Genomic DNA, 18902 nt, shown 5'->3' on the forward strand with positions numbered 1-18902 from the left:
ATGATCCCGCGGACAAGGCGTCCGAGGGACAGCTTCGTCCAGATATCGGCCATCGCGAAGCTGGGGCAAAGACTGCGGCGCGGCCATGGTAGATCTCGGCAAGATCGGGATGAGCAGCGGCCAGTCGCAGCAGGCGGCGGCGGGAGGCCGCGATCTTGGCGGGGATGATGGTGCGCGCCAGTGCATGACGCGCCAGGAACCCGCCAAGAACCGTCATTGGTGGGTTGAGCCGAGCATACGCCGACAAAGGCTGGCTGCCTCGGAAGAGGATGTCGACGAAAACCCTGCTCGTGGTCGATCCCGGCTTCTGAAAGAGCCGGCCGCGCGATCATCGAGAAACAGGACGACGGGGCGTTATAGAGCCTGGGTTTGAGGCTACCCGACACCGATGTGAGAGCGCTCATCCCACAACGTAATTACGGAAAGAAGCCTGGTGAAGGCGCGGACACCCTGACCTCGGCTTCTCGACCGCCAGGCCTGCACGCTTCCTGGAACTTACCCCCCAGGATAGTAAATGATGATCTCAGCGGCGGCTATGCATCGGGGCCACCAGCCCGGGCAATCCCCGCCTACGTTTGACGAACGACGTCCGGCACGACGGTTCGCACGATCGACGCGTCGAGTTCCTCGTAGTGGTGCAGGCCGATGGTTTCGTACAGTTCTGCACGCGTCTGCATCCGGTCGACCATGCCGTGGGCGCCGCCATCGCGACGGATCGCCTGGAACAGCTCCTCCTGCGCCTTGTTGGCGACGCGCAGCGAGCTCACCGGCCAGATCACCATCGCATAGCCGAACGCCTGGAACTCCCGGGCGGTAAAGAACGGGGTGCGGCCGAACTCGGTCATGTTGGCCAGCAGCTTCACACCCGGCATGCGGGCGGCGAACTCGCGGAACATCTCCGCCGTGGTCATCGCCTCGGGGAAGATCGCATCGGCGCCCGCCTCGACATAGAGCTTTGCCCGGGCCACGGCGCCGTCCATGCCTTCCGATGCCGCCGCGTCGGTGCGGGCGATGACGACCATGTGGCGGCGTGCCTTCACCGCGGCGGCGACCTTGGCGGCCATGTCGGCGGGGGAAGCGAGCTTCTTGTCGTTCAGGTGGCCGCACTTCTTCGGCAGCAGCTGGTCCTCGAGATGGACGGCGGCGGCACCGGCATCCTCGAAGGTGCGTACCATGTGCATGACGTTGAGCGCCTCGCCGTAGCCGGTATCGCCGTCCACCAGCACCGGCAGCATCGAGGAGCGGCTGACCTGGCGAACGAAGAAGGCGACCTCGTCCACGGTGATGATGCCGACGTCCGGCAGACCCATCGAGGCGGTCATCGCCGCGCCGGACAGGTAGCAGGCCTCGAACCCGGCCGCCTTCGCCTGGAGCGATGCCTGGCCGTTATGGGTGCCGGGGATCTGCAGGATCTCGTTCCGCTCCAGCAGCCGGCGAAAGCGCAGGCCGGCGGGTTCGGCGGGCAGGTCTGACGCGAGCAGATAGGGCATGGGGCTCTCCGCGGGTGGTGCCGCCCGTCGAGCCAAGCCGGGCGGCTCACGATTGGCTGAAGCTCGAAGGATAGTGCCGGCCGGCAGTCGCCTTGGATCAGGGACGCTCGGCCAATGGCACGAAGGCGAGGTTTTCGGGACCGACGTAGTTGGCGGTCGGGCGGATGATCTTGCCGTCCTCGCGCTGTTCGATCACGTGTGCCGACCAGCCGGCGGTGCGGGCGATGACGAACAGCGGCGTGAACATCGCGGCCGGCACGCCCATCGCCTCGTAGGACACGGCCGAGAACCAGTCTAGGTTCGGGAACATCCGCTTGGCATCCCACATCACGCTCTCGATGCGCTCAGCGATGTCGAACCGGGCCAGGCTGCCGTTTTCGTCGGACAGTTCGCGGGCGATCTGCTTGATTACCCCGTTGCGCGGGTCGGCGATCGTATAGACCGGGTGACCGAAACCGATCACCACTTCCTTCTTCTCGACGCGCGCGCGAATATCGGCCTCGGCGTCGGCCGGGGTGGCGTAGCGGGCCTGGGTCTCGAGTGCCACCTCGTTGGCGCCGCCATGCTTCGGGCCGCGCAGCGCGCCGATCCCGCCGGCGATTGCCGAATACATGTCCGAACCGGTGCCGGCCACGACGCGCGCGGTAAAGGTCGAGGCGTTGAACTCGTGTTCGGCATAGAGCACCAGCGAGGCATGCATCGCCGCAACCCAGCTTTTGGGCGCAGGTTCGCCATGCAGCAGATGCAGGAAGTGGCCGCCGATGCTGTCGTCGTCGGTCTCGACATCGAGTGTGATGCCGTTGTGGCTGTAGTGATACCAGATCAGCAGCATCGACCCGAGCGATGCCATCAGCCGGTCGGCGATGTCGCGTGCACCGGCGGGGTTGTGGTCGTACTTTTCAGGCAGCATGCAGCCGAGTGCCGAGACGCCCGTGCGCATCACGTCCATCGGATGCGCGGCGGGCGGCAGGTTTTCTAGGATGGTGCGCACCGCGGCCGGTACGCCGCGGAGCCGCCTCAGCTTCAGTTTGTAAGCGGCCAGCTCGGCCTTGTTCGGCAGCTTGCCGTGCACGAGGAGATGCGCGATTTCCTCGAAGTCGCAGGCGCGGGCGATGTCGATGATGTCGTAGCCGCGATAATGCAGGTCGTTGCCGGAGCGGCCGACGGTGCAGAGCCCGGTATTACCGGCGACGACACCGGACAGCGCAACGGACTTCTTCGGTTTCGGTCCCGTCGCCGTCGGAAGAGCATCACTCATGGAACAGGACCTTTGCCTCTAAACGGATTTCAAAGGCTCCGCCTTTGATGGGACCAGGGGCGAACCCTAGCCTTAGAATAGTCCCTTAAGTCCGACGCTGAGTTGCCCATTGGGAAGTCTCACGTTCAACTGTATGAGCTCCTCCGCGGTCAATGCCGGCAGGCGTTGCACCACCTTAAGGAAACGCTCGATTTCGGACGGCTCCAGGATGCCTTCGGTCAGGATCCTGAACTTGTCGATGTAGGCGGGCCGGGCCCAAGGCGTTGCACCCAGCGTGTGCGCGTTGGCCACCGCAAGCTCGCCCTCGATTACCTGGCCATCCTTCAACGTGATGATGACCCGGCCGCCGAACGCCTTCACCGTCGGGTCCTCGGAATGGTACCGATCGGTCCAGCGCGGATCCTCGATCGTGCGGATCTTTTTCCAGAGCGCCACGGTGTCCGGGCGCTGGGCACGCGCAGGATCATAGGAGCGTACGTGGTGCCACTCGCCATCCTGCAGGGCGACGGCAACGATGTACATGATCGAGTGGTCGAGCGTTTCACGCGAGGCAGTCGGGTCGAACTTCTGCGGATCGTTCGAGCCGGTACCAATCACGTAGTGGGTGTGATGCGATGTCTCGATCAGGATGCTGTCGACGTCGTCCCAGTTCCCGATCCGGCGGCCGAGCTCGAAGCTGAGGTCGATCAGCGCCTGGCTCTGGTATTCGGCCGAATGCTCCTTGGTGTAGGTGTCGAGAATGCCGCGCTTGGCCTCGCCCGAAGCCGGTAGTTTGACCTGGTAGTGCGCGGTCCTGCCGTCGAGCATCCAGGCGATGACGCTGTCCTCGCCTTCGTAGATCGGCGACGGCGCACCTTCGCCACGTATCGCGCGATCGACCGCCTCGATCGCCAGCTTGCCGGCATGCGCCGGCGCGAACGCCTTCCAGGACGAGATCTCGCCTTTGCGGGACTGGCGGGTTGCGGTGGTGACATGCAGTGCCTGCTGCACCGCCTGGTAGATGATTTCGGTCGGCAGCCCGAGCATGGTGCCGATGCCGGCGGCGACCGATGGTCCGAGATGGGCGACATGGTCGATCTTGTGCTTGTGCAGGCTGATCGCCTTGACGAGATCGACCTGGATTTCGTAGCCGGTGGCAAGGCCGCGTATCAGGTCCGCACCGGAGCAGCCGGTCTGCTGCGCTACCGCCAGGATTGGCGGGATATTGTCGCCGGGATGGGAATACTCGGCTGCCAGAAAGGTGTCGTGGTAATCAAGTTCCCGGACCGCAGTGCCGTTCGCCCAGGCGGCCCACTCGGCATGGACCCGGACGTCCGGACCGAGCCCGAACACCGTGGCGCCACCGACACGGGCATGCGCCAGCGCCTGGTCGCGCGCGGTTACGACCGGATGACGATTGACCGAGGCGATCGCCACCGAGGCGTTATCGATCAGGCGGTTGATGATCATTTCCGTGACGTCGGCTTCGACGGCGACCGGGTCGGACGCGACGGCGGCTATCTTCCAGGCGAGCTGGTCCTGGCGCTGCAGGCGGTCGCTTTCCGGATGCACCCGGACATCATGGACGATCATCTGGTCGTGTCCCATCTGTCAGTGCCGGCCGGATGCCGGCAGTCCGGCGGATCACTGCGCGGAGGCACGCTCGCCGGTCACCGGTTGTCTGGCAGGTTTCGGCAAGACCCGAAAGCTCGGGTCCGAACATCAAGCCCTACTTAACGGAACTCGAGAACGGCAGCGCACTCCTGATGCGTCCCTTTTTCTTTGTCTGCGGGCCACCGACGATGTGCCCGATCATCGTAAGGCTCTCGACATGGTCACAGACGATCTTGAACACCGCCAGCAACGGCACGCTCAGGAACGCACCCGGAATACCCCACAACCAGTCCCAGAACAGCAACGAAGCCATCACCAGAACCGGGTTTAGGGTGAAACGCTTGGCCAGCAGCAGCGGCGTGATGGTTTCACCTTCCATCAGGTGGATGCCGAAATAGATCGCCGGCGGTACCAGCGCATGCAGGGCGGACGGAAACACAAACAGGCCGACGAAGAAATACACCACGATACCAGTAAATGGGCCGATGATCGGGATGTAGTTCAGCAGGAAGGCGACCACGCCCCAGAGCAGCGGGTTGGGCACGCCGAGCAGCCAGCATTGCAGGAAGTTCAGAGCGCCGACCAGCAGGTTCATGACGGTGATGGTGGCGAGATAGAGCGATACATTGCGCTCGATCTCGGAGGCGATCTGTACGGCGCGACGCTTGTCGGCCCAGGTCGGCATGATCTCGACGAACCGCCGCAGCAGGCTGTCGCCCTCATAGAGCAGGAAGAACAGCATCAGCAGCATGCTGAACAACTGTCCGAGGAAGGCCCGCGTGCCGACCAGGATGGTCGAGCCGACGCTGGTCAGGCCGCTGTTGTTCGACTGCTGCACCGCGACCGTGCGTATACCCGGTCCAGGCGCGCTGGTCTGGTCCATCAGGCTCTGGAGCTTCTTCATGCCGTCTTCCACCGCGTGGATCGGCTTGTTCAGGAACGAGAGCTTCTGCTGCAAGGCGGGCAGGCTCTGCGGGGCCTTGCTGATCCAGCCGCTGGCAGGAACCGAGATCGCGGCGCCGATGCCCCCGACCACACCGAACAGGGCGATGATCAGCATCAGGGCTGCAAGCGGTTTCGGAATATGGAGCCTGAGGTGGAGGAACCGCATCGGCCCGGACAGCAGCAGGTTCAGGACACCAGCCAGCACGAACGGGAGCACGATGTCGCTGGTGAAGTAGAGCGTATAGAACACGGCCAGGATGGTCAGCACGAGCAGGCATACCGACAGCGTGTTCAGGTTCCGGCTTCGCTTCGCGTCCTGAACGGCTCCCCGCGCGTCGACCAATTCACGGGTCTCCAATTCCGTGTCGTCGACACGCTCCGCTACCTGTCCGATCGTCGCCATCCACTGGTCCGCCTGTCCATAATCGCTGTGCAACGTGCGCTTGGTGGTTTCGTTCTCCAAGCGTCATGGCAACCGGGACTTCGGCGCCGGATGCGTCCGGGACGAACCGGATGATGAAATGCGGTTATGGACGGGCGTTCGTTCCGGGCCCGGCCACGCCACCGTGGCGATCGTCAGCAACAGGCCGTTGATCAGCAGCCCGACGAACCCGGGGTTGATGCCGCCGAGCGGCGCACCGGTCATATGCAGCAGCAGCGCGACTGCGTCTCCGGCGAGCAACCCGGTGGCGATGACGGCCGGCCGGGTGCGACTGAGCAGCAGCATCGCGATCAGTCCCGGCAAGGTCTGTGTGATACCGAAATAGAACAGGTTGTTGATCGCCACCATCAGCGTGTGCGAACCGGCCGCGCCAACCACCGACAGGACCAGGTAGAGCGCCATCACCAGTTTCGACCAGCGCTGCTGAGCATCGCCGTCGAGGCCGGGCACGAGATTGCGGGTCACCAGCGGTCCGAGTGCCATGCAGATGCCGCTCAGCACCACCAGCGCCGACAGGCAGGCCGCCGCATCACCAGACCGAACGCCCAGCCCGGCAGCAGCAGGCGCGCTGCAAACAGGAACACCGCATCGGGCGTGGCCGGTCGGGTCTGCCGATGCAGGGCGAATACGGCAACGGCGAACAGGAACGGGAACATCGTCATGTAGAGCGGCATCGCCACCTGCGCCCGGCGGACGGCGTCTGCCGACCGGGCGGTGAAGACGTAGGCGCAGGTCTGCGGCACCAGGCAGAAGCCGATGCTCTGCAGCAGGATGGTCGAGATCGAGAACAGCTCGGCATGCAAGGTAGCCGGACCCGACATCGGCTTTGCTCCAACCGAGACCGCTACAGTGGTGATCGGGCCGATCGCGGCCAGCGCGGCGAGGCCGGTCAGCAGGATCGCCACCATCATCAGCAGGTCCTTCAGCACCGCGACATAAGCCGGTGCCCGGATGCCGGAAATGGCGACGTAGATGAACGCGAGGGCACCGGCGAGGCCGGTCAGCAGCAGCGGCGGCACCCGCCAGCCGAGGCTGCCCAGAACCATGTCGAGCCCGACGAACTGCATCACGCCCAGCGGCACCAGGAACAGGATAGAGGCCAGTGTGACCATCAGCTCCAGGCTGCGGCTGCCGAAGTGACGGGCGAACAGGTCGGGCAGGGTGACTGCGCCGTGACGCCGGCCGGCGCGCCAGATCAGGGGATTGAGGAAGTAGCCGACCGGGAAGGCGAGCAGGATGTAGCCCAGGAACCAGGTCACGAAGCCGGTGCCGTGCGCGTAGATGCCGCCGGGAAAGCCGAGGATGGTCGCGACGCTGTAGGTCTCGCCGACCGCCAGGAAAAAGAACAGCAGGCTGCCGAATTGCCCGGAGGCGACAAAGAAATCCGCCGCGTTCTGCCGGCCGTGCCCGCGTCGCGACCAAAGCGCCACCCCCAGCGACAGCAGCAGGACGCCCAGGAAAACCGGGATCATGGCAAGCCGTTCGGGTGGCCGGTGTCGTGCTGGCCGGTATCGGGCCGCCCGCTATCGTGGGGCTCGACGGCGTGGCGATCGAACAGCCACCAGCACGTGGCGAGGCACGCCGAGGTCAGCGGAATGCAGCCGAACAGCCACAGCACCGAGATCGGCACGCCGTGCCAGGCCATGCTAATCCGGTCCAGCAACGGGATCGTCGGCACGACCGCGATGAACGGCACGCCGAGGCCGATCGCCAGCCGCGACGCATTTCGCCCGATCATCATGTCGCCGCTACAGCATGTGCCAGGTCTTGCCCTGCATGCCAGGTGGCAGCGTCGCCGCGAAAACGCCGCGTGCGATGGCGCGGGCCAGCACGTCGGCGGCCACGGCGCCGATCCGTGCCACCAGAAACTCGCGCTTCGGGCTCTGCTGACGGCGGCGCGCGGTCGATAACGCGAACACCACGTCGCCGTCGAACGGCGAATGCACCGGCCGGATGGCGCGGGCCAGCCCGTCCTGCGCCATCATCGCCACCCGCTTCAGCTCGTCCGGATCGAGCTCCAGGTCGGTGGCGACACAGGCGATGGTGGTGTTGGTGCGGGCGCCGGGATTGACCTTGGCCATGCCCCAATCCTCGCCGGTGACCCGGTCCGGGCTCGGCCCCAGGCCCCCGAACTCATCGCCGAACTCGAACGCGCCGGCCCAGAAATGCCTGGAGCCGGGCACCACCGGCGAGCCGAGGCTGTTGACCGCCACGATGGCGCCGATGGTCATGCCGTCCGCGGTGACCAGCGAGGCCGATCCGACCCCGCCCTTCAGCGCCCCGGCGCCCGCCCCGTAGCCGGCGCCGGCCGTGCCGATGGCGAAGGTGCGCGATGCCGCTTCGACCGCGCGGATGCCGAGGTCGCGATAGGGCGGGTTCATGCCCCACTTCTTGTCGCCCCGGTTGGCGAGGTCGAACAGGATCGCCGCGGGCACGATCGGCGAGCGCGGCACATCCGTATCCGGCACCGCTTCATAGCCGCGGCCATGCGCACCGAGCCATGCGCAAACCCCGTCGGCGGCGGCGAGGCCATAGACCGACCCGCCGGACAACACGATTGCATCGGCGGAACGCACCAGGTTCCAGCCATCCAGCGCATCGGTCTCGCGGGTGCCGGGGCCGCCTCCGCGTACGTCCACGGCACACACCGCGCGTGCGTCCGGCAGGATCACCGTGGTTCCGGTGCGCGCCCCGGGATCGTCGGACTGGCCGACCTGCAATCCTGCGACGTCGGTGATCAGGTTGAGCGGACCGGGCGCACCGGGTCCATGCGTCGTCGGAACGTCTTGTGCGGGTTCCGGCGTATCCCCGGCATGGCCGGCGGCGGCGCGGCCGGCCAGCAAGAGACGACGATTCATGCGGCGAGCGCTCCTGGCATGATGTTGTAGGCGCATGCGGCCCGGATGCGCGCTAGGCAGTCCTCGGCAGCCTGATGATGAACCGGGCGCCGATCACGCGACCGTCCGGATCGGTCCGGTTCTCGGCGATGATCTGGCCGCGCAATGCCTCGACGATCTGCCGGCTGATCGATAGGCCGAGGCCGGAATGCTGGCCGAAATTCTCCGTGGCCGGACGCTCGGAATAGAAACGATCGAAGATGCCGTCCAGCTTCCCGGCGGGAATGCCCGGACCCTCGTCGGCGATGGCGATCTCGATCATGCCGGGCAGGGGCAACGCCAGCTCGGCCACGGAGAGAACGATATGGCCATCGGGCGGCGAGAAGCTGGCGGCATTGCCGATCAGGTTGCGCAGCACCTGCACCAGCCGGTCCTCGACCGCTTCCACCACGAGCGGCCGGGTCGGAGCCGCCGGGGACTCCACCAGCATGATCGGGTCACCGTCCTTGCGGGTAGCCTGGTTGATCTCCGCCAGTACCGCCAGGATCGGCACCACCGCGACCGGCTCGGTGACGGAGCGGGACAGCTCGGCGTCGATCCGGCTGGCATCCGAGATATCGGTGATCAGCCGGTCCAGGCGCCTGACATCGTCGTTGATGATCGCCAGCAGCCGGCGTTGCTGCCCCAGATCCTCGATCCGCATCAGCGTCTCGATCGCGCTGCGTATCGAGGAGAGCGGGTTCTTGATCTCATGGCTGACGTCGGCGGCGAAGCGCTCGATCGCATCCATGCGGCCCCACAGCGCACGCGCGCTTTCCTCCAGCGCCTGGGCGAGCTCGCCCAGCTCGTCGCGCCGGGCCAGCAGCTGGCGCGGTACGCTGCCGCTTCGGCCGATGGTCTCGCGCATGACATGCGCCGATGCGGCCAGCCGCAGCAGTGGGCGCGCGATGGTCTGGGACAAGTACCATGAGAGCAGCACGGTAAGGACCAGGGCCACCACGAACAGCACCAGGATCGAGAGCCGGACCGCGAACAGCGATCGGTCGACCTCCCGTGCCTCGCGGGTCAGCTGGATGATGCCGATGGTCTGGCCGTCATGCGCGACCGGCTCGGCCACGGTGACCAGCAGCTTGTCGTCGGCCGTGCGCCGGATGAACGGCGGTGTTTCCGAGCTCTCCGGGTCGCCGAACTTGACCTGTTCGCGCACGCCCGCCACGGCGCGGGTGTTGCCGTCATTCGGGTCGCCCGAGGAGGATACGGCCTGCGGCACGAGCTTGCCGTGCGGCAGCAGGCTGAGCAGGCGGTTGTAGACCTGTGCCAGCAGGCTGCCGAAGGCACGGTCGGGCGATCCCTTTCCGGTATCGCGAGCGGCCTGGTCGGTGGTCTTCGGGGCCGATGCGGTCTCGGACCGGCTATCGGCGATCTGCTGCCCGTCCGGCGCGAACAGGCGGGCCTGCGCACTCGGGCTCGGCTCGGTGAGGCGCAGTAGCAGAGGACGGGCAAGCTGCTCCACCAGCACGAACGCTTCGCCGGATGCGGGTGCATCGCCGGCCTGGGGCTCGCGGCCCGAATGCGCACGATGGATCTCGTGGCGCGGGGTCGGGGCCACGGCGGACTGGCCCAGAGCGCCGGCATAGATACGCGCCTGCTCGCGGAGCGCGCTGACCTCGGCTTCCAGCAGGCTGTTCTGGAACTGGTTGAGATATAGCAGGGTCGCCACGAGCAATGCCAGCGGCACCACATTGACCAGCAGGATGCGCCGCATCATCGGCGACACCCATCGCCGGCGCGGCCCGAGAACGACCGGACCCGCAAGCTGATCGCCGGGTGCGGGTCGCGGCTTCGCCCGCGTCGGCAGGAGCCTCATTCGAGCCCGGGTCCGTGCCGGCTACTCTTCCTTGTAGCGGTAGCCGATGCCGTAGAGCGTCTCGATATGGTTGAAGTTCTCGTCGATCTGCCGGAACTTCTTGCGGACGCGCTTGATGTGGCTGTCGATGGTCCGGTCGTCGACATAGATGTTCTCGCCGTAGGCCGCGTCGATCAGCTGGTCGCGCGACTTCACCAGGCCGGGCCGGGCGGCCAGAGCCTTGACCAGCAGGAACTCTGTCACCGTGAGCTGGATGTCGGCACTGCGCCACAGGCACTGGTGGCGGGTTTCGTCCAGCGACAGGTCGCCACGCTCCATCACTCCGGCCGGCGTCGCCCCGGCGGCTTCGGCGCGCAGCAGCTCGCCGCGACGCAGCAGCGCGCGGATGCGCTCCAGCAGCAGCCGCTGGCTGAACGGCTTGGTGATGTAGTCGTCCGCACCGAGGCGCAGGCCCATCAGCTGGTCGACTTCCTCGTCCTTGCTGGTGAGAAAAATCACCGGGAGCTGCGACCGCGCACGCAGCCGTTGCAGCAGTTCCATCCCGTCCATGCGCGGCATCTTGATGTCCAGCACGGCAAGGTCGACCGGGCGGGCGTTCAGCCCCTGCAGCGCACTCTCGCCGTCGGTGTAGGTACGCACGTTGAAACCTTCCGCCTCCAGAGTCATGGAGACCGAGGTCAGGATGTTGCGGTCGTCGTCGACCAGCGCGATCGTATGCTTCGTCGGCTCCATGAAGGGGCTCCTGCGTTCAGCCTTATTGTGGCCTTAAATGCGGGGGACGCCAATCTGCCGCAAAAACATGCAGATTATCGACCTTCGGGTAGGCAGGAGACCTGCGACGGCTTGTCCCTGCGCCCGTCGTCACCTAATTCAGCGCCATGGACGAAACCAATCAGCCTCATGCCGGCGAGACGATGAACAGCGCGAACGATCAGACCCCGACGACAGGCGGCCCGACGGGCGGGCCCAACTTCGACGCTCGCAGCGTGCCGTCCGCTGCTGCCGCTGCGGCAGTCCCCGGCGATACATCCATCTTCGAGCGGCCGGGACTGTATGCCGAGGAGCCGGGCGAGCCCGACCCCGAGATCGGCACCCCCGACGACCTGATGCAGGTGGCCAGCGAGCGGATCCGTGCGCTGGAGACCTCGGTCGAGGAGATGCGCGAGAAGTGGCTCCGCGCCGAGGCCGAGATGCAGAACGTCCGCACCCGTGCCAAGCGCGACGTGGACGATGCCCGGCAGTACGCGGTCACCAAGTTCGCCAAGGACGTGGTCGAGGCGGCCGAGAACCTGCGTCGCGGCCTGTCCAGCCTGCCGCCGGCGGATGCCGCCGACAGTCCGGTCGTGACCAAGCTGCGTGAGGGGTTCGAGAGCGTCGAGCGGTCGTTCCTCGGCATCCTCGAGCGCAACGGCATCACCGGCACCGACCCGACCGGCAGCCTGTTCGATGCCAACCTGCACCAGGCGATGGCCGAGCAGCCGAGCGCCGACCATCCACCCGGTACGGTGATGCAGGCCTGGACGTCGGCCTGGACCCTGAACGGCCGGCTCCTGAAGCCGGCGATGGTGGTGGTGGCCAAGGCGACCGACGCAGCGCCGGTCGCCCCGGAGCCGGCCGGAGCCCCGGGTGCCATGGCGTTCGATCGCACCGTCTGACGCTGGCTGCCTGATCTGGGCGGGCAAGTGTTTGGTGCAGAAGTGCGGCGCGGGGCTTGTCGCGGTGTCTCTGCCTGAATACATCCGGTGCCGGATCGACGCTGGGTAGGGCAAGGCGCCGAAGGTGCTTCGCGACCCGCGCCTATGATGTGATATAATTTCCAAAGGACAGCATCCGGTGCTTCGGGCCGCATGCTGCCGCTGACGAGGAGAGCAGAATGAGCAAGGTAATCGGGATCGACCTGGGCACGACCAATTCGTGCGTCTCCATCCGCGAGGGTGACGAGAACCGGGTGATCGAGAATAGCGAGGGTGCGCGTACGACCCCCTCCATGGTGGCTTTCGCCGAAAACGGCGAGCGGCTGGTCGGCCAGGCTGCCAAGCGCCAGGCCGTCACCAACCCGACCAACACCCTCTATGCCGTGAAGCGCCTGATCGGGCGCCGTTTCGAAGACCCGACCGTCGAGAAGGACCGCGCGCTGGTCCCGTTCAACATCGTCAAGGGCGACAACGGCGATGCCTGGGTCGAGGCTCGCGGCCAGAAATATTCGCCTTCGCAGATCGCGGCCTTCGTGCTCGGCAAGATGAAGGAAACCGCCGAGACCTATCTCGGCGAGACCGTCAGCCAGGCCGTCATCACGGTGCCGGCCTACTTCAACGACGCCCAGCGCCAGGCGACCAAGGATGCCGGCCGCATCGCCGGTCTCGAAGTGCTGCGCATCATCAACGAGCCGACCGCAGCGGCCCTGGCCTATGGCCTCGAGCGTCGCAACGGCGGCACGGTGGCCGTGTACGACCTCGGCGGCGGCACGTTCGACGTGTCCGTGCTCGAGATCTCCGACGGCGTGATCGAGGTGAAGTCGACCAACGGCGACACCTTCCTCGGCGGCGAGGATTTCGATGCCCGCGTGATTTCCTATCTCGCGGACGAGTTCAAGCGCGAGCAGGGCATCGACCTGCGCCAGGACAAGCTGGCCCTGCAGCGTCTGAAGGAAGCGTCCGAGAAGGCCAAGATCGAGCTGTCTTCCTCCAAGGAGACCGAGATCAACCTGCCCTTCATCACCGCGGATGCCTCCGGGCCGAAGCACTTGGTGCTGAAACTGACCCGTGCGAAGCTCGAGAGCCTGGTCGCCGACCTGATCGAGCGGACGCTCGGCCCATGCCGCGCCGCCCTGAAGGATGCGTCGGTCACCGCGAGCGAGATCGAGGAAGTGATCCTGGTCGGCGGCATGACCCGCATGCCGAAGGTCATCGAGATCGTGAAGCAGTTCTTCGGCAAGGAGCCGGCCCGCAACGTGAACCCCGACGAAGTCGTGGCGATCGGTGCAGCGGTCCAGGGTGCCGTGCTGAAGGGTGACGTCAAGGACGTTCTTCTGCTCGACGTGACGCCGCTGTCGCTTGGTATCGAGACGCTGGGCGGGGTGTTCACCCGTCTGATCGATCGCAACACGACCATCCCGACCAAGAAGAGCCAGACCTTCTCGACCGCCGAGGACAACCAGGGCGCCGTGACCATCAAGGTCAGCCAGGGTGAGCGCGAGATGGCGGTCGACAACAAGGTGCTCGGTCAGTTCGACCTGATGGGCATCCCGCCGGCGCCGCGCGGCGTGCCGCAGATCGAGGTCACGTTCGATATCGATGCCAACGGCATCGTGTCGGTGTCCGCCAAGGACAAGGCGACCAACAAGGAGCAGCAGATCCGCATCCAGGCCTCCGGCGGCCTGTCGGACAGCGACATCGAGCGCATGGTCAAGGAAGCCGAGGCGAATGCCGACGCCGACAAGGCCAAGCGCGCGTCGGTCGAGGCGCGTAACCAGGCCGAAAGCCTGGTGCACCAGACCGAGAAGACGCTGTCCGAGAGCGGCGACAAGATCCCGGCCGCCGAGAAGTCGGAAGCCGAGACCGCGATCGCTGCGACCAAGGCGGCCATGGAAGGCAGCGACGTCGAGGCGGTGAAGGCCGCGACCGAGCGGCTTGGGCAGGTGTCGATGAAGATCGGCGAGGCGATGTACAAGGCGAGCGCCGGTGAAGCGGCAGGTGCTGCCGGTGCCGGTGAGCCGCCGCATGGCGCGTCCGCCGGCCCGGGTGCCAGCCAGGGCGGCAATGCCGGCGGCGCATCTGCCGGCGAGCGCGTGGTCGATGCCGACTTCGAGGATATCGACGACAAGAAGAAGTCTGCCTGATCGTCTCCGCAGACTGGATTTGTGGAAGGCGCCCGCGCTTCGGTACGAAGGCGGGCGCCTTTTCTTTGGGAATTGACGACGGAAACAACCGGTCTGCGTGCCTCCGACGGGGCGCTGGCCGGTCTCCGGTGAGGTAGATATGGCCAAGCAGGATTACTACGCGACCTTGGAGGTCGCTCGGGATGCCTCTGCGGACGACCTCAAGAAGGCGTATCGCAAACTCGCCATGAAGTACCACCCGGATCGAAATGCCGGGGACAAGGCCTCCGAAGCCCGGTTCAAGGAGCTCAACGAGGCCTACGACGTCCTGAAGGACGACCAGAAGCGCGCGGCCTACGATCGCTTCGGCCATGCCGCGTTCGAAGGTGGCGGCCCCGGGCCAGGCGGCGGCGGCTTCGAGGCCGGCGGTGGTCTGGGCGACATCTTCGACCAGGTGTTCGGCGACATGATGGGCGGGCGTCGTGGTGGTGGCGGTGGTCCGCGTGCCGGCGCCGATGTCCGTGCCCAGGTCGAGATCAGCCTTACCGATGCGTTCTCCGGCATCAAGGTGCCGTTGCGCGTGCCCAGCCGGATCGCCTGCGAGGCCTGCAACGGCAGCGGTTCCGAGGACAAGGCGCGCGGTGCCGAGACCTGTCCGACCTGCCATGGTGCCGGCAAGGTCCGGGCGCAGCAGGGCTTCTTCCTGGTCGAGCGTGGCTGCCCGACCTGCGGCGGGCGTGGCCGTGTCGTACGCAATCCGTGCAAGGTCTGCCGCGGCGCCGGCACCGTAGAGCGCGACCGCAACATCTCCGTTGATATCCCCGCCGGCATCGAGGACGGGACCCGTCTGCGCGTGCAGGGCGAAGGCGAGGCAGGACCGCAGGGTTCGCCGAATGGCGATCTGTATCTGCATGTCGGTGTGAAGCCGCACGAGATATTCCAGCGTGACGGGGCGACCGTAGTGGTCCGGGTGCCGGTCGGCATGACGATGGCGGCGTTGGGTGGTCACGTCGAAGTGCCGGTAGTCGACGGCACCCGCACCAAACTCACCGTTCCGGCTGGCAGCCAGACCGGTGACCAGCACAGGCTGCGTGGTAAGGGTTTCTCGGCTCTGCGCAGTTCGGCGCGTGGCGATATGTATGTCGTCTTCGCGGTCGAGACTCCGCGTCACCTGACCAAGCGTCAGCGCGAGCTGCTCGAGGAATTCCAGGCCGAAGGCGGCGAGAACGACAAGAGCAATCCAGAAACGGAAGGGTTCTTCAGCCGGGTCCGGGACTTCTTCGAGGGAAGAAGCTGAGTCTAGGAGAACTTCCGGTAAAATTCCGGTAGCAACTGCGTGAGTCGAGGCAAACCCTTGACATGGTTGTTGAACCAGGTGTGATCGGAGCTTAACTAAATCATGCTTGCGGTGACGTCCCCCCCCCACCCTCGCCGTAGGCAGGAAATGGCGGCGCGACCCGACTGGTTGCGCCGCCGATCTTCCCGTCCGATCCCATGCGCATAGGCATTGCCGGAATAGCCGGTCGCGTCGGCCGTTTGCTCGTCCAGGAAGTTGGCCTGGCCGGTGCCGAACTGTCCGGTGGCACTGTCCGGCCCGGCAGCACCGTCCGGTCGCCCGATCCGGATGTTTTCGTGTTCAAGGATCTCGCGGCCCTGGCAGCGCAGTCCGATGTTGTTATTGATTTCACCCATTTCGATACTGTGGCGGTCCACGCGGATACATTGTCGGGCAGTGGCACGAGCTGGATACTCGGTACGACCGGCCTGTCGCCTCAAACGCAGGCTTCGGTCGAACGGGCCGCCCGGCACATCCCGATCGTCCAGGCTGCCAATTTTTCCCCAGGCGTTGCCCTGGTCCTCGACCTTGCCAGGCGCATGACACTGGCATTGCCGGCCGAAGTTTACGACGCCGAAATTCTCGAGATGCATCATCGGCAGAAGGTCGATGCCCCGTCCGGAACCGCGCTGGCACTCGGGCATGTCGTCGCCGGCGCACGTGGCGTGCGCCTGGACGACATGCGCGAGAGTGGTCGTGATGGCCATGCCGGGCCACGCGGTCCGGGCGCGATCGGGTTTGCTGCCCTGCGCGGTGGGCAGATCGTCGGTGAACACACGCTTATCTTCACGTCCGGAAGCGAGCAGCTTGCCTTGACCCATCGTGCGTTCGATCGTGCAGTGTTCGCCGCCGGTGCGGTCCGGGCGGCACTTTGGGCAGAGGGGCGTTCGCCCGGTTTATACGGTATGGAGGACGTCCTGGGACTTCGCTGACCCGGTAGACCGGCAGTGTTTCTTGACCCTCCTGGCACTTTCCGCCAAACCCCCCACTTTCGACGGCTGCCCGCATCAGGCGCATCCGGCCGTGCCATGCGAGGAGCACCATGCGCAACAAGGGCGACTTCCTGTTCACGTCGGAGTCAGTGTCCGAGGGCCACCCGGACAAGGTAGCCGATCGGATCAGCGATACCGTGCTCGACTGCTTCCTGGCAGCCGACCCGGAGGCACGCGTTGCCTGCGAGACGCTGGTCACTACCAATCGCATCGTCCTTGCCGGCGAGGTCCGCGGGCCGGCGTCGGTGACCCAGGAACTCCTGGTCGAGGCGACCCGCGCCGCGGTCCGTGACATTGGCTACGACCAGTCCGGCTTCTCCTGGCGCAACGCCGAAGTGCAGTACTATCTGCATGCCCAGTCCGCCGACATTGCGGTCGGTGTCGACAGCGACGGCAACAAGGACGAGGGCGCCGGCGACCAGGGCATCATGTTCGGCTTCGCCACACGCGAGACCGAAACGCTCATGCCTGCGCCGATCCATTACGCGCATGGCATCCTGCGTCGCATGAACGAGCTGCGCAAAAGTGGCGACCCGCGCGGCCGCGGCCTGCAGCCGGACGCCAAGAGCCAGGTGACGCTGCACTATGTCGACGGCAGGCCGGTCGGCGCCACCAGCGTGGTGATCTCGACCCAGCATGACGAGGGCATGGCGCAGGCCGACATCCGCGAGGCATTGCGCGGCATCGTCGCCGACGTGCTGCCCGCCGGCTGGGAGGTTCCCGAGGACCAGTTCTACGTCAACCCGACCGGGATCTTCGTGATCGGCGGTCCGGACGGCGATTGTGGCCTGACCGGGCGCAAGATCATCGTCGACACCTACGGCGGAGCGGCTCCTCACGGCGGCGGCGCCTTCTCCGGCAAGGATCCGACCAAGGTCGATCGCTCGGCTGCCTATGTGTGCCGCTACCTGGCCAAGAACATCGTCGCCGCCGGCCTCGCCGACCGCTGCACCCTGCAGATCGCCTACGCGATCGGCGTGTCGCAGCCGCTTTCGGTCTATGTCGATCTCGACGGGTCCGGCCACGATGTGGACGAGGCGCGACTGGAGCGGGTGTTGCGCGAAGTCGTGGACCTCACCCCGCGCGGGATCCGCAAGCATTTGCGCCTGAACCGCCCGATCTATGCCGCCACCGCGGCATACGGTCATTTCGGACGCACCCCGGACCCAGCCGCGGACAGCTTTACCTGGGAAAAGACCGACCTGGTCGAGACCCTGCAGCAAGCCTTCAACCGCTAGGCGGCACACCGGTCATGGCGGTGAAGCCGCCGCCTGATCGCCTCTACGGCCGCCAGCGCAGCCATCCCTTGCGGCCACGGCAGCAACTGCTGCTGGACGTGGCGCTGCCGCGGCTGCGGTTCGCCGAAGCAGATGCCGCTGCTCCGGTGCAGGCATTCGATCGTGCACCGGACCAGCTCTGGCTGGAGGTCGGCTTCGGCGGCGGCGAGCATAGCCTGGCCCAGCACGAGGCCAATCCGGCGGTCGGCCTGATCGCCTGCGAGGTCTTCGAGAACGGCCTCTGTTCGCTGCTGTCGCGGCTGGTGCCGGAGGGGGCCGAGGCCACCTCGCCGGTGCCGGAGATGCTGAGGGTGTGGGACGATGATGCCCGGACGCTGCTCCGGTTGCTGCCCGACGCCTGCCTCGACCGGCTGTTCCTGCTGTTCCCGGACCCCTGGCCGAAAACCCGGCACGCCAAGCGCCGGTTCGTGCATCCGGAAACCATCCCGCTGCTGGCACGTGTGCTGAAGCCGGGTGCTACCTGGCGTGTCGCCAGCGACGATCCGACATACCAGGCCTGGGTGACCGAGGTGATGGGCGCCCAGGAGGTGTTCGAGGCCTCGGCCCCGGCCACCGAGCGCCCGGAGGGCTGGCCGCCGACGCGTTACGAGGCGAAGGCGCTCGCGGCTGGAAGACACCCGTTCTACTGGTCGTTCGTCCGGCGCGGGTGAACCATCGCCGGTTTTCCGCGCTCATGGATCAACCGGGCGAAGATGGCGATGCTGACGCGTGTGGCGATCTACGAGGGTTCGATCGAGCCCGGAACCGAGGATGCGTTCTTCCGGGATGTCGCTGCCCGGCTGGAGCCGGTCTGGCGGTCATTTCCGAATGTGCTGGACGTGCGGGTGCAGCGGGTGACGGAAGCCGATCGCGGCGCCATTCCGATCGTCATGGTGCTGGAAATGGATTTCGCCGACATGGCGGCGATCGAAAGCTCGCTCGCTTCCGACATCAAGACCCGGTCGCATGCGCTGACCCTCGAAGTCCTCAAGCCGTTCAGCGGCCGGTTCTTTCACTACATCGCCGAAAGCCGGAGCGTGTCGTAGAA

Annotated in this window: 17 protein-coding genes; 7 read left to right on the forward strand and 10 right to left on the reverse strand. The window is 66.2% G+C overall.

The window, feature by feature from the left end:
* Positions 1-569 precede the first annotated feature (569 nt).
* The 10 genes from prpB to HN018_RS00045 all read right to left on the reverse strand — a co-directional run bounded on the left by prpB (position 570) and on the right by HN018_RS00045 (position 11164).
* Positions 570-1490 carry a methylisocitrate lyase gene (gene prpB / locus HN018_RS00005; protein ID WP_171834251.1) on the reverse strand — a complete coding sequence of 307 codons (921 nt, stop codon included), beginning with the start codon at positions 1488-1490 and terminating at the stop codon, positions 570-572.
* A gap of 97 nt (positions 1491-1587) precedes the next feature.
* Positions 1588-2748 (reverse strand): bifunctional 2-methylcitrate synthase/citrate synthase, encoded by a 1161-nt coding sequence (gene prpC, locus HN018_RS00010; protein WP_171834252.1) that lies wholly within the window; start codon positions 2746-2748, stop codon positions 1588-1590.
* Between the two features lie 72 nt (positions 2749-2820).
* Positions 2821-4320 (reverse strand): MmgE/PrpD family protein, encoded by a 1500-nt coding sequence (locus HN018_RS00015; RefSeq protein WP_171834253.1) that lies wholly within the window; start codon positions 4318-4320, stop codon positions 2821-2823.
* Positions 4321-4456: 136 nt separating this feature from the next.
* Positions 4457-5749, reverse strand: a complete 1293-nt coding sequence (locus tag HN018_RS00020; RefSeq protein ID WP_239478896.1) for an AI-2E family transporter — start codon at positions 5747-5749, stop codon at positions 4457-4459.
* A gap of 3 nt (positions 5750-5752) precedes the next feature.
* Entirely contained in the window at positions 5753-6211 is a 459-nt protein-coding gene (locus HN018_RS28510; RefSeq protein WP_239478897.1) for an SLC5/6 family protein, read from the reverse strand.
* 11 nt (positions 6212-6222) lie between these two features.
* Complete coding sequence (locus HN018_RS00025; RefSeq protein WP_239478898.1) at positions 6223-7200, reverse strand: sodium:solute symporter family transporter; 978 nt, start codon at positions 7198-7200, stop codon at positions 6223-6225.
* Positions 7197-7469, reverse strand: a complete 273-nt coding sequence (locus tag HN018_RS00030) for a DUF3311 domain-containing protein (protein ID WP_171834254.1) — start codon at positions 7467-7469, stop codon at positions 7197-7199. The genes HN018_RS00025 and HN018_RS00030 overlap by 4 nt, the downstream gene beginning before the upstream one ends.
* Before the next feature lie 7 nt (positions 7470-7476).
* Positions 7477-8586, reverse strand: coding sequence for a P1 family peptidase (locus HN018_RS00035; protein WP_171834255.1), 1110 nt, complete (start codon positions 8584-8586; stop codon positions 7477-7479).
* Between the two features lie 52 nt (positions 8587-8638).
* Entirely contained in the window at positions 8639-10432 is a 1794-nt protein-coding gene (locus tag HN018_RS00040; RefSeq protein ID WP_171834256.1) for an ATP-binding protein, read from the reverse strand.
* Between the two features lie 21 nt (positions 10433-10453).
* Entirely contained in the window at positions 10454-11164 is a 711-nt protein-coding gene (locus tag HN018_RS00045; protein ID WP_171834257.1) for a response regulator transcription factor, read from the reverse strand.
* 146 nt (positions 11165-11310) lie between these two features.
* On the opposite strand from HN018_RS00045, the gene HN018_RS00050 reads away from it, so the two are divergent.
* From HN018_RS00050 to HN018_RS00080, 7 genes are all read left to right on the forward strand, one after another.
* Positions 11311-12087: a nucleotide exchange factor GrpE gene (locus HN018_RS00050; RefSeq protein WP_338034002.1), complete on the forward strand. Its 777-nt coding sequence runs from the start codon at positions 11311-11313 to the stop codon at positions 12085-12087.
* 218 nt (positions 12088-12305) lie between these two features.
* Positions 12306-14270: a molecular chaperone DnaK gene (gene dnaK / locus HN018_RS00055; RefSeq protein WP_171834258.1), complete on the forward strand. Its 1965-nt coding sequence runs from the start codon at positions 12306-12308 to the stop codon at positions 14268-14270.
* Between the two features lie 139 nt (positions 14271-14409).
* Complete coding sequence (dnaJ, locus tag HN018_RS00060; protein WP_171834259.1) at positions 14410-15546, forward strand: molecular chaperone DnaJ; 1137 nt, start codon at positions 14410-14412, stop codon at positions 15544-15546.
* Between the two features lie 197 nt (positions 15547-15743).
* The gene (gene dapB / locus HN018_RS00065; protein WP_171834260.1) at positions 15744-16517 is read left to right on the forward strand and encodes a 4-hydroxy-tetrahydrodipicolinate reductase; all 774 of its coding nucleotides are present in this window, start codon (positions 15744-15746) and stop codon (positions 16515-16517) included.
* A gap of 110 nt (positions 16518-16627) precedes the next feature.
* Positions 16628-17815: a methionine adenosyltransferase gene (gene metK / locus HN018_RS00070; RefSeq protein WP_171834261.1), complete on the forward strand. Its 1188-nt coding sequence runs from the start codon at positions 16628-16630 to the stop codon at positions 17813-17815.
* A 14-nt stretch (positions 17816-17829) separates the two neighbouring features.
* A complete protein-coding gene (gene trmB / locus HN018_RS00075; RefSeq protein WP_171834262.1) occupies positions 17830-18525 on the forward strand; it encodes a tRNA (guanine(46)-N(7))-methyltransferase TrmB in 696 nt (231 codons plus the stop codon).
* Between the two features lie 42 nt (positions 18526-18567).
* Positions 18568-18900 carry a hypothetical protein gene (locus HN018_RS00080; RefSeq protein WP_204259614.1) on the forward strand — a complete coding sequence of 111 codons (333 nt, stop codon included), beginning with the start codon at positions 18568-18570 and terminating at the stop codon, positions 18898-18900.
* The last annotated feature ends 2 nt before the right edge of the window (positions 18901-18902 follow it).

It is taken from the genome of Lichenicola cladoniae (assembly GCF_013201075.1).
In the GTDB taxonomy this organism is placed as follows: Bacteria; Pseudomonadota; Alphaproteobacteria; order Acetobacterales; family Acetobacteraceae; genus Lichenicola; species Lichenicola cladoniae.

Excerpts from the sequence above, each read along its gene's own strand:
- HN018_RS00030 (WP_171834254.1), bottom strand. The coding sequence starts at position 7,469 with ATGATGATCGGGCGAAATGCGTCGCGGCTGGCGATCGGCCTCGGCGTG.
- HN018_RS28510 (WP_239478897.1), bottom strand. The coding sequence starts at position 6,211 with ATGGCACTCGGACCGCTGGTGACCCGCAATCTCGTGCCCGGCCTCGAC.
- dnaJ (WP_171834259.1), top strand. The coding sequence starts at position 14,410 with ATGGCCAAGCAGGATTACTACGCGACCTTGGAGGTCGCTCGGGATGCC.
- HN018_RS00040 (WP_171834256.1), bottom strand. The coding sequence starts at position 10,432 with ATGAGGCTCCTGCCGACGCGGGCGAAGCCGCGACCCGCACCCGGCGAT.
- dnaK (WP_171834258.1), top strand. The coding sequence starts at position 12,306 with ATGAGCAAGGTAATCGGGATCGACCTGGGCACGACCAATTCGTGCGTC.
- metK (WP_171834261.1), top strand. The coding sequence starts at position 16,628 with ATGCGCAACAAGGGCGACTTCCTGTTCACGTCGGAGTCAGTGTCCGAG.
- HN018_RS00045 (WP_171834257.1), bottom strand. The coding sequence starts at position 11,164 with ATGGAGCCGACGAAGCATACGATCGCGCTGGTCGACGACGACCGCAAC.
- prpC (WP_171834252.1), bottom strand. The coding sequence starts at position 2,748 with ATGAGTGATGCTCTTCCGACGGCGACGGGACCGAAACCGAAGAAGTCC.
- HN018_RS00050 (WP_338034002.1), top strand. The coding sequence starts at position 11,311 with ATGGACGAAACCAATCAGCCTCATGCCGGCGAGACGATGAACAGCGCG.
- prpB (WP_171834251.1), bottom strand. The coding sequence starts at position 1,490 with ATGCCCTATCTGCTCGCGTCAGACCTGCCCGCCGAACCCGCCGGCCTG.
- trmB (WP_171834262.1), top strand. The coding sequence starts at position 17,830 with ATGGCGGTGAAGCCGCCGCCTGATCGCCTCTACGGCCGCCAGCGCAGC.
- HN018_RS00035 (WP_171834255.1), bottom strand. The coding sequence starts at position 8,586 with ATGAATCGTCGTCTCTTGCTGGCCGGCCGCGCCGCCGCCGGCCATGCC.
- HN018_RS00015 (WP_171834253.1), bottom strand. The coding sequence starts at position 4,320 with ATGATCGTCCATGATGTCCGGGTGCATCCGGAAAGCGACCGCCTGCAG.
- dapB (WP_171834260.1), top strand. The coding sequence starts at position 15,744 with ATGCGCATAGGCATTGCCGGAATAGCCGGTCGCGTCGGCCGTTTGCTC.
- HN018_RS00080 (WP_204259614.1), top strand. The coding sequence starts at position 18,568 with ATGGCGATGCTGACGCGTGTGGCGATCTACGAGGGTTCGATCGAGCCC.
- HN018_RS00025 (WP_239478898.1), bottom strand. The coding sequence starts at position 7,200 with ATGATCCCGGTTTTCCTGGGCGTCCTGCTGCTGTCGCTGGGGGTGGCG.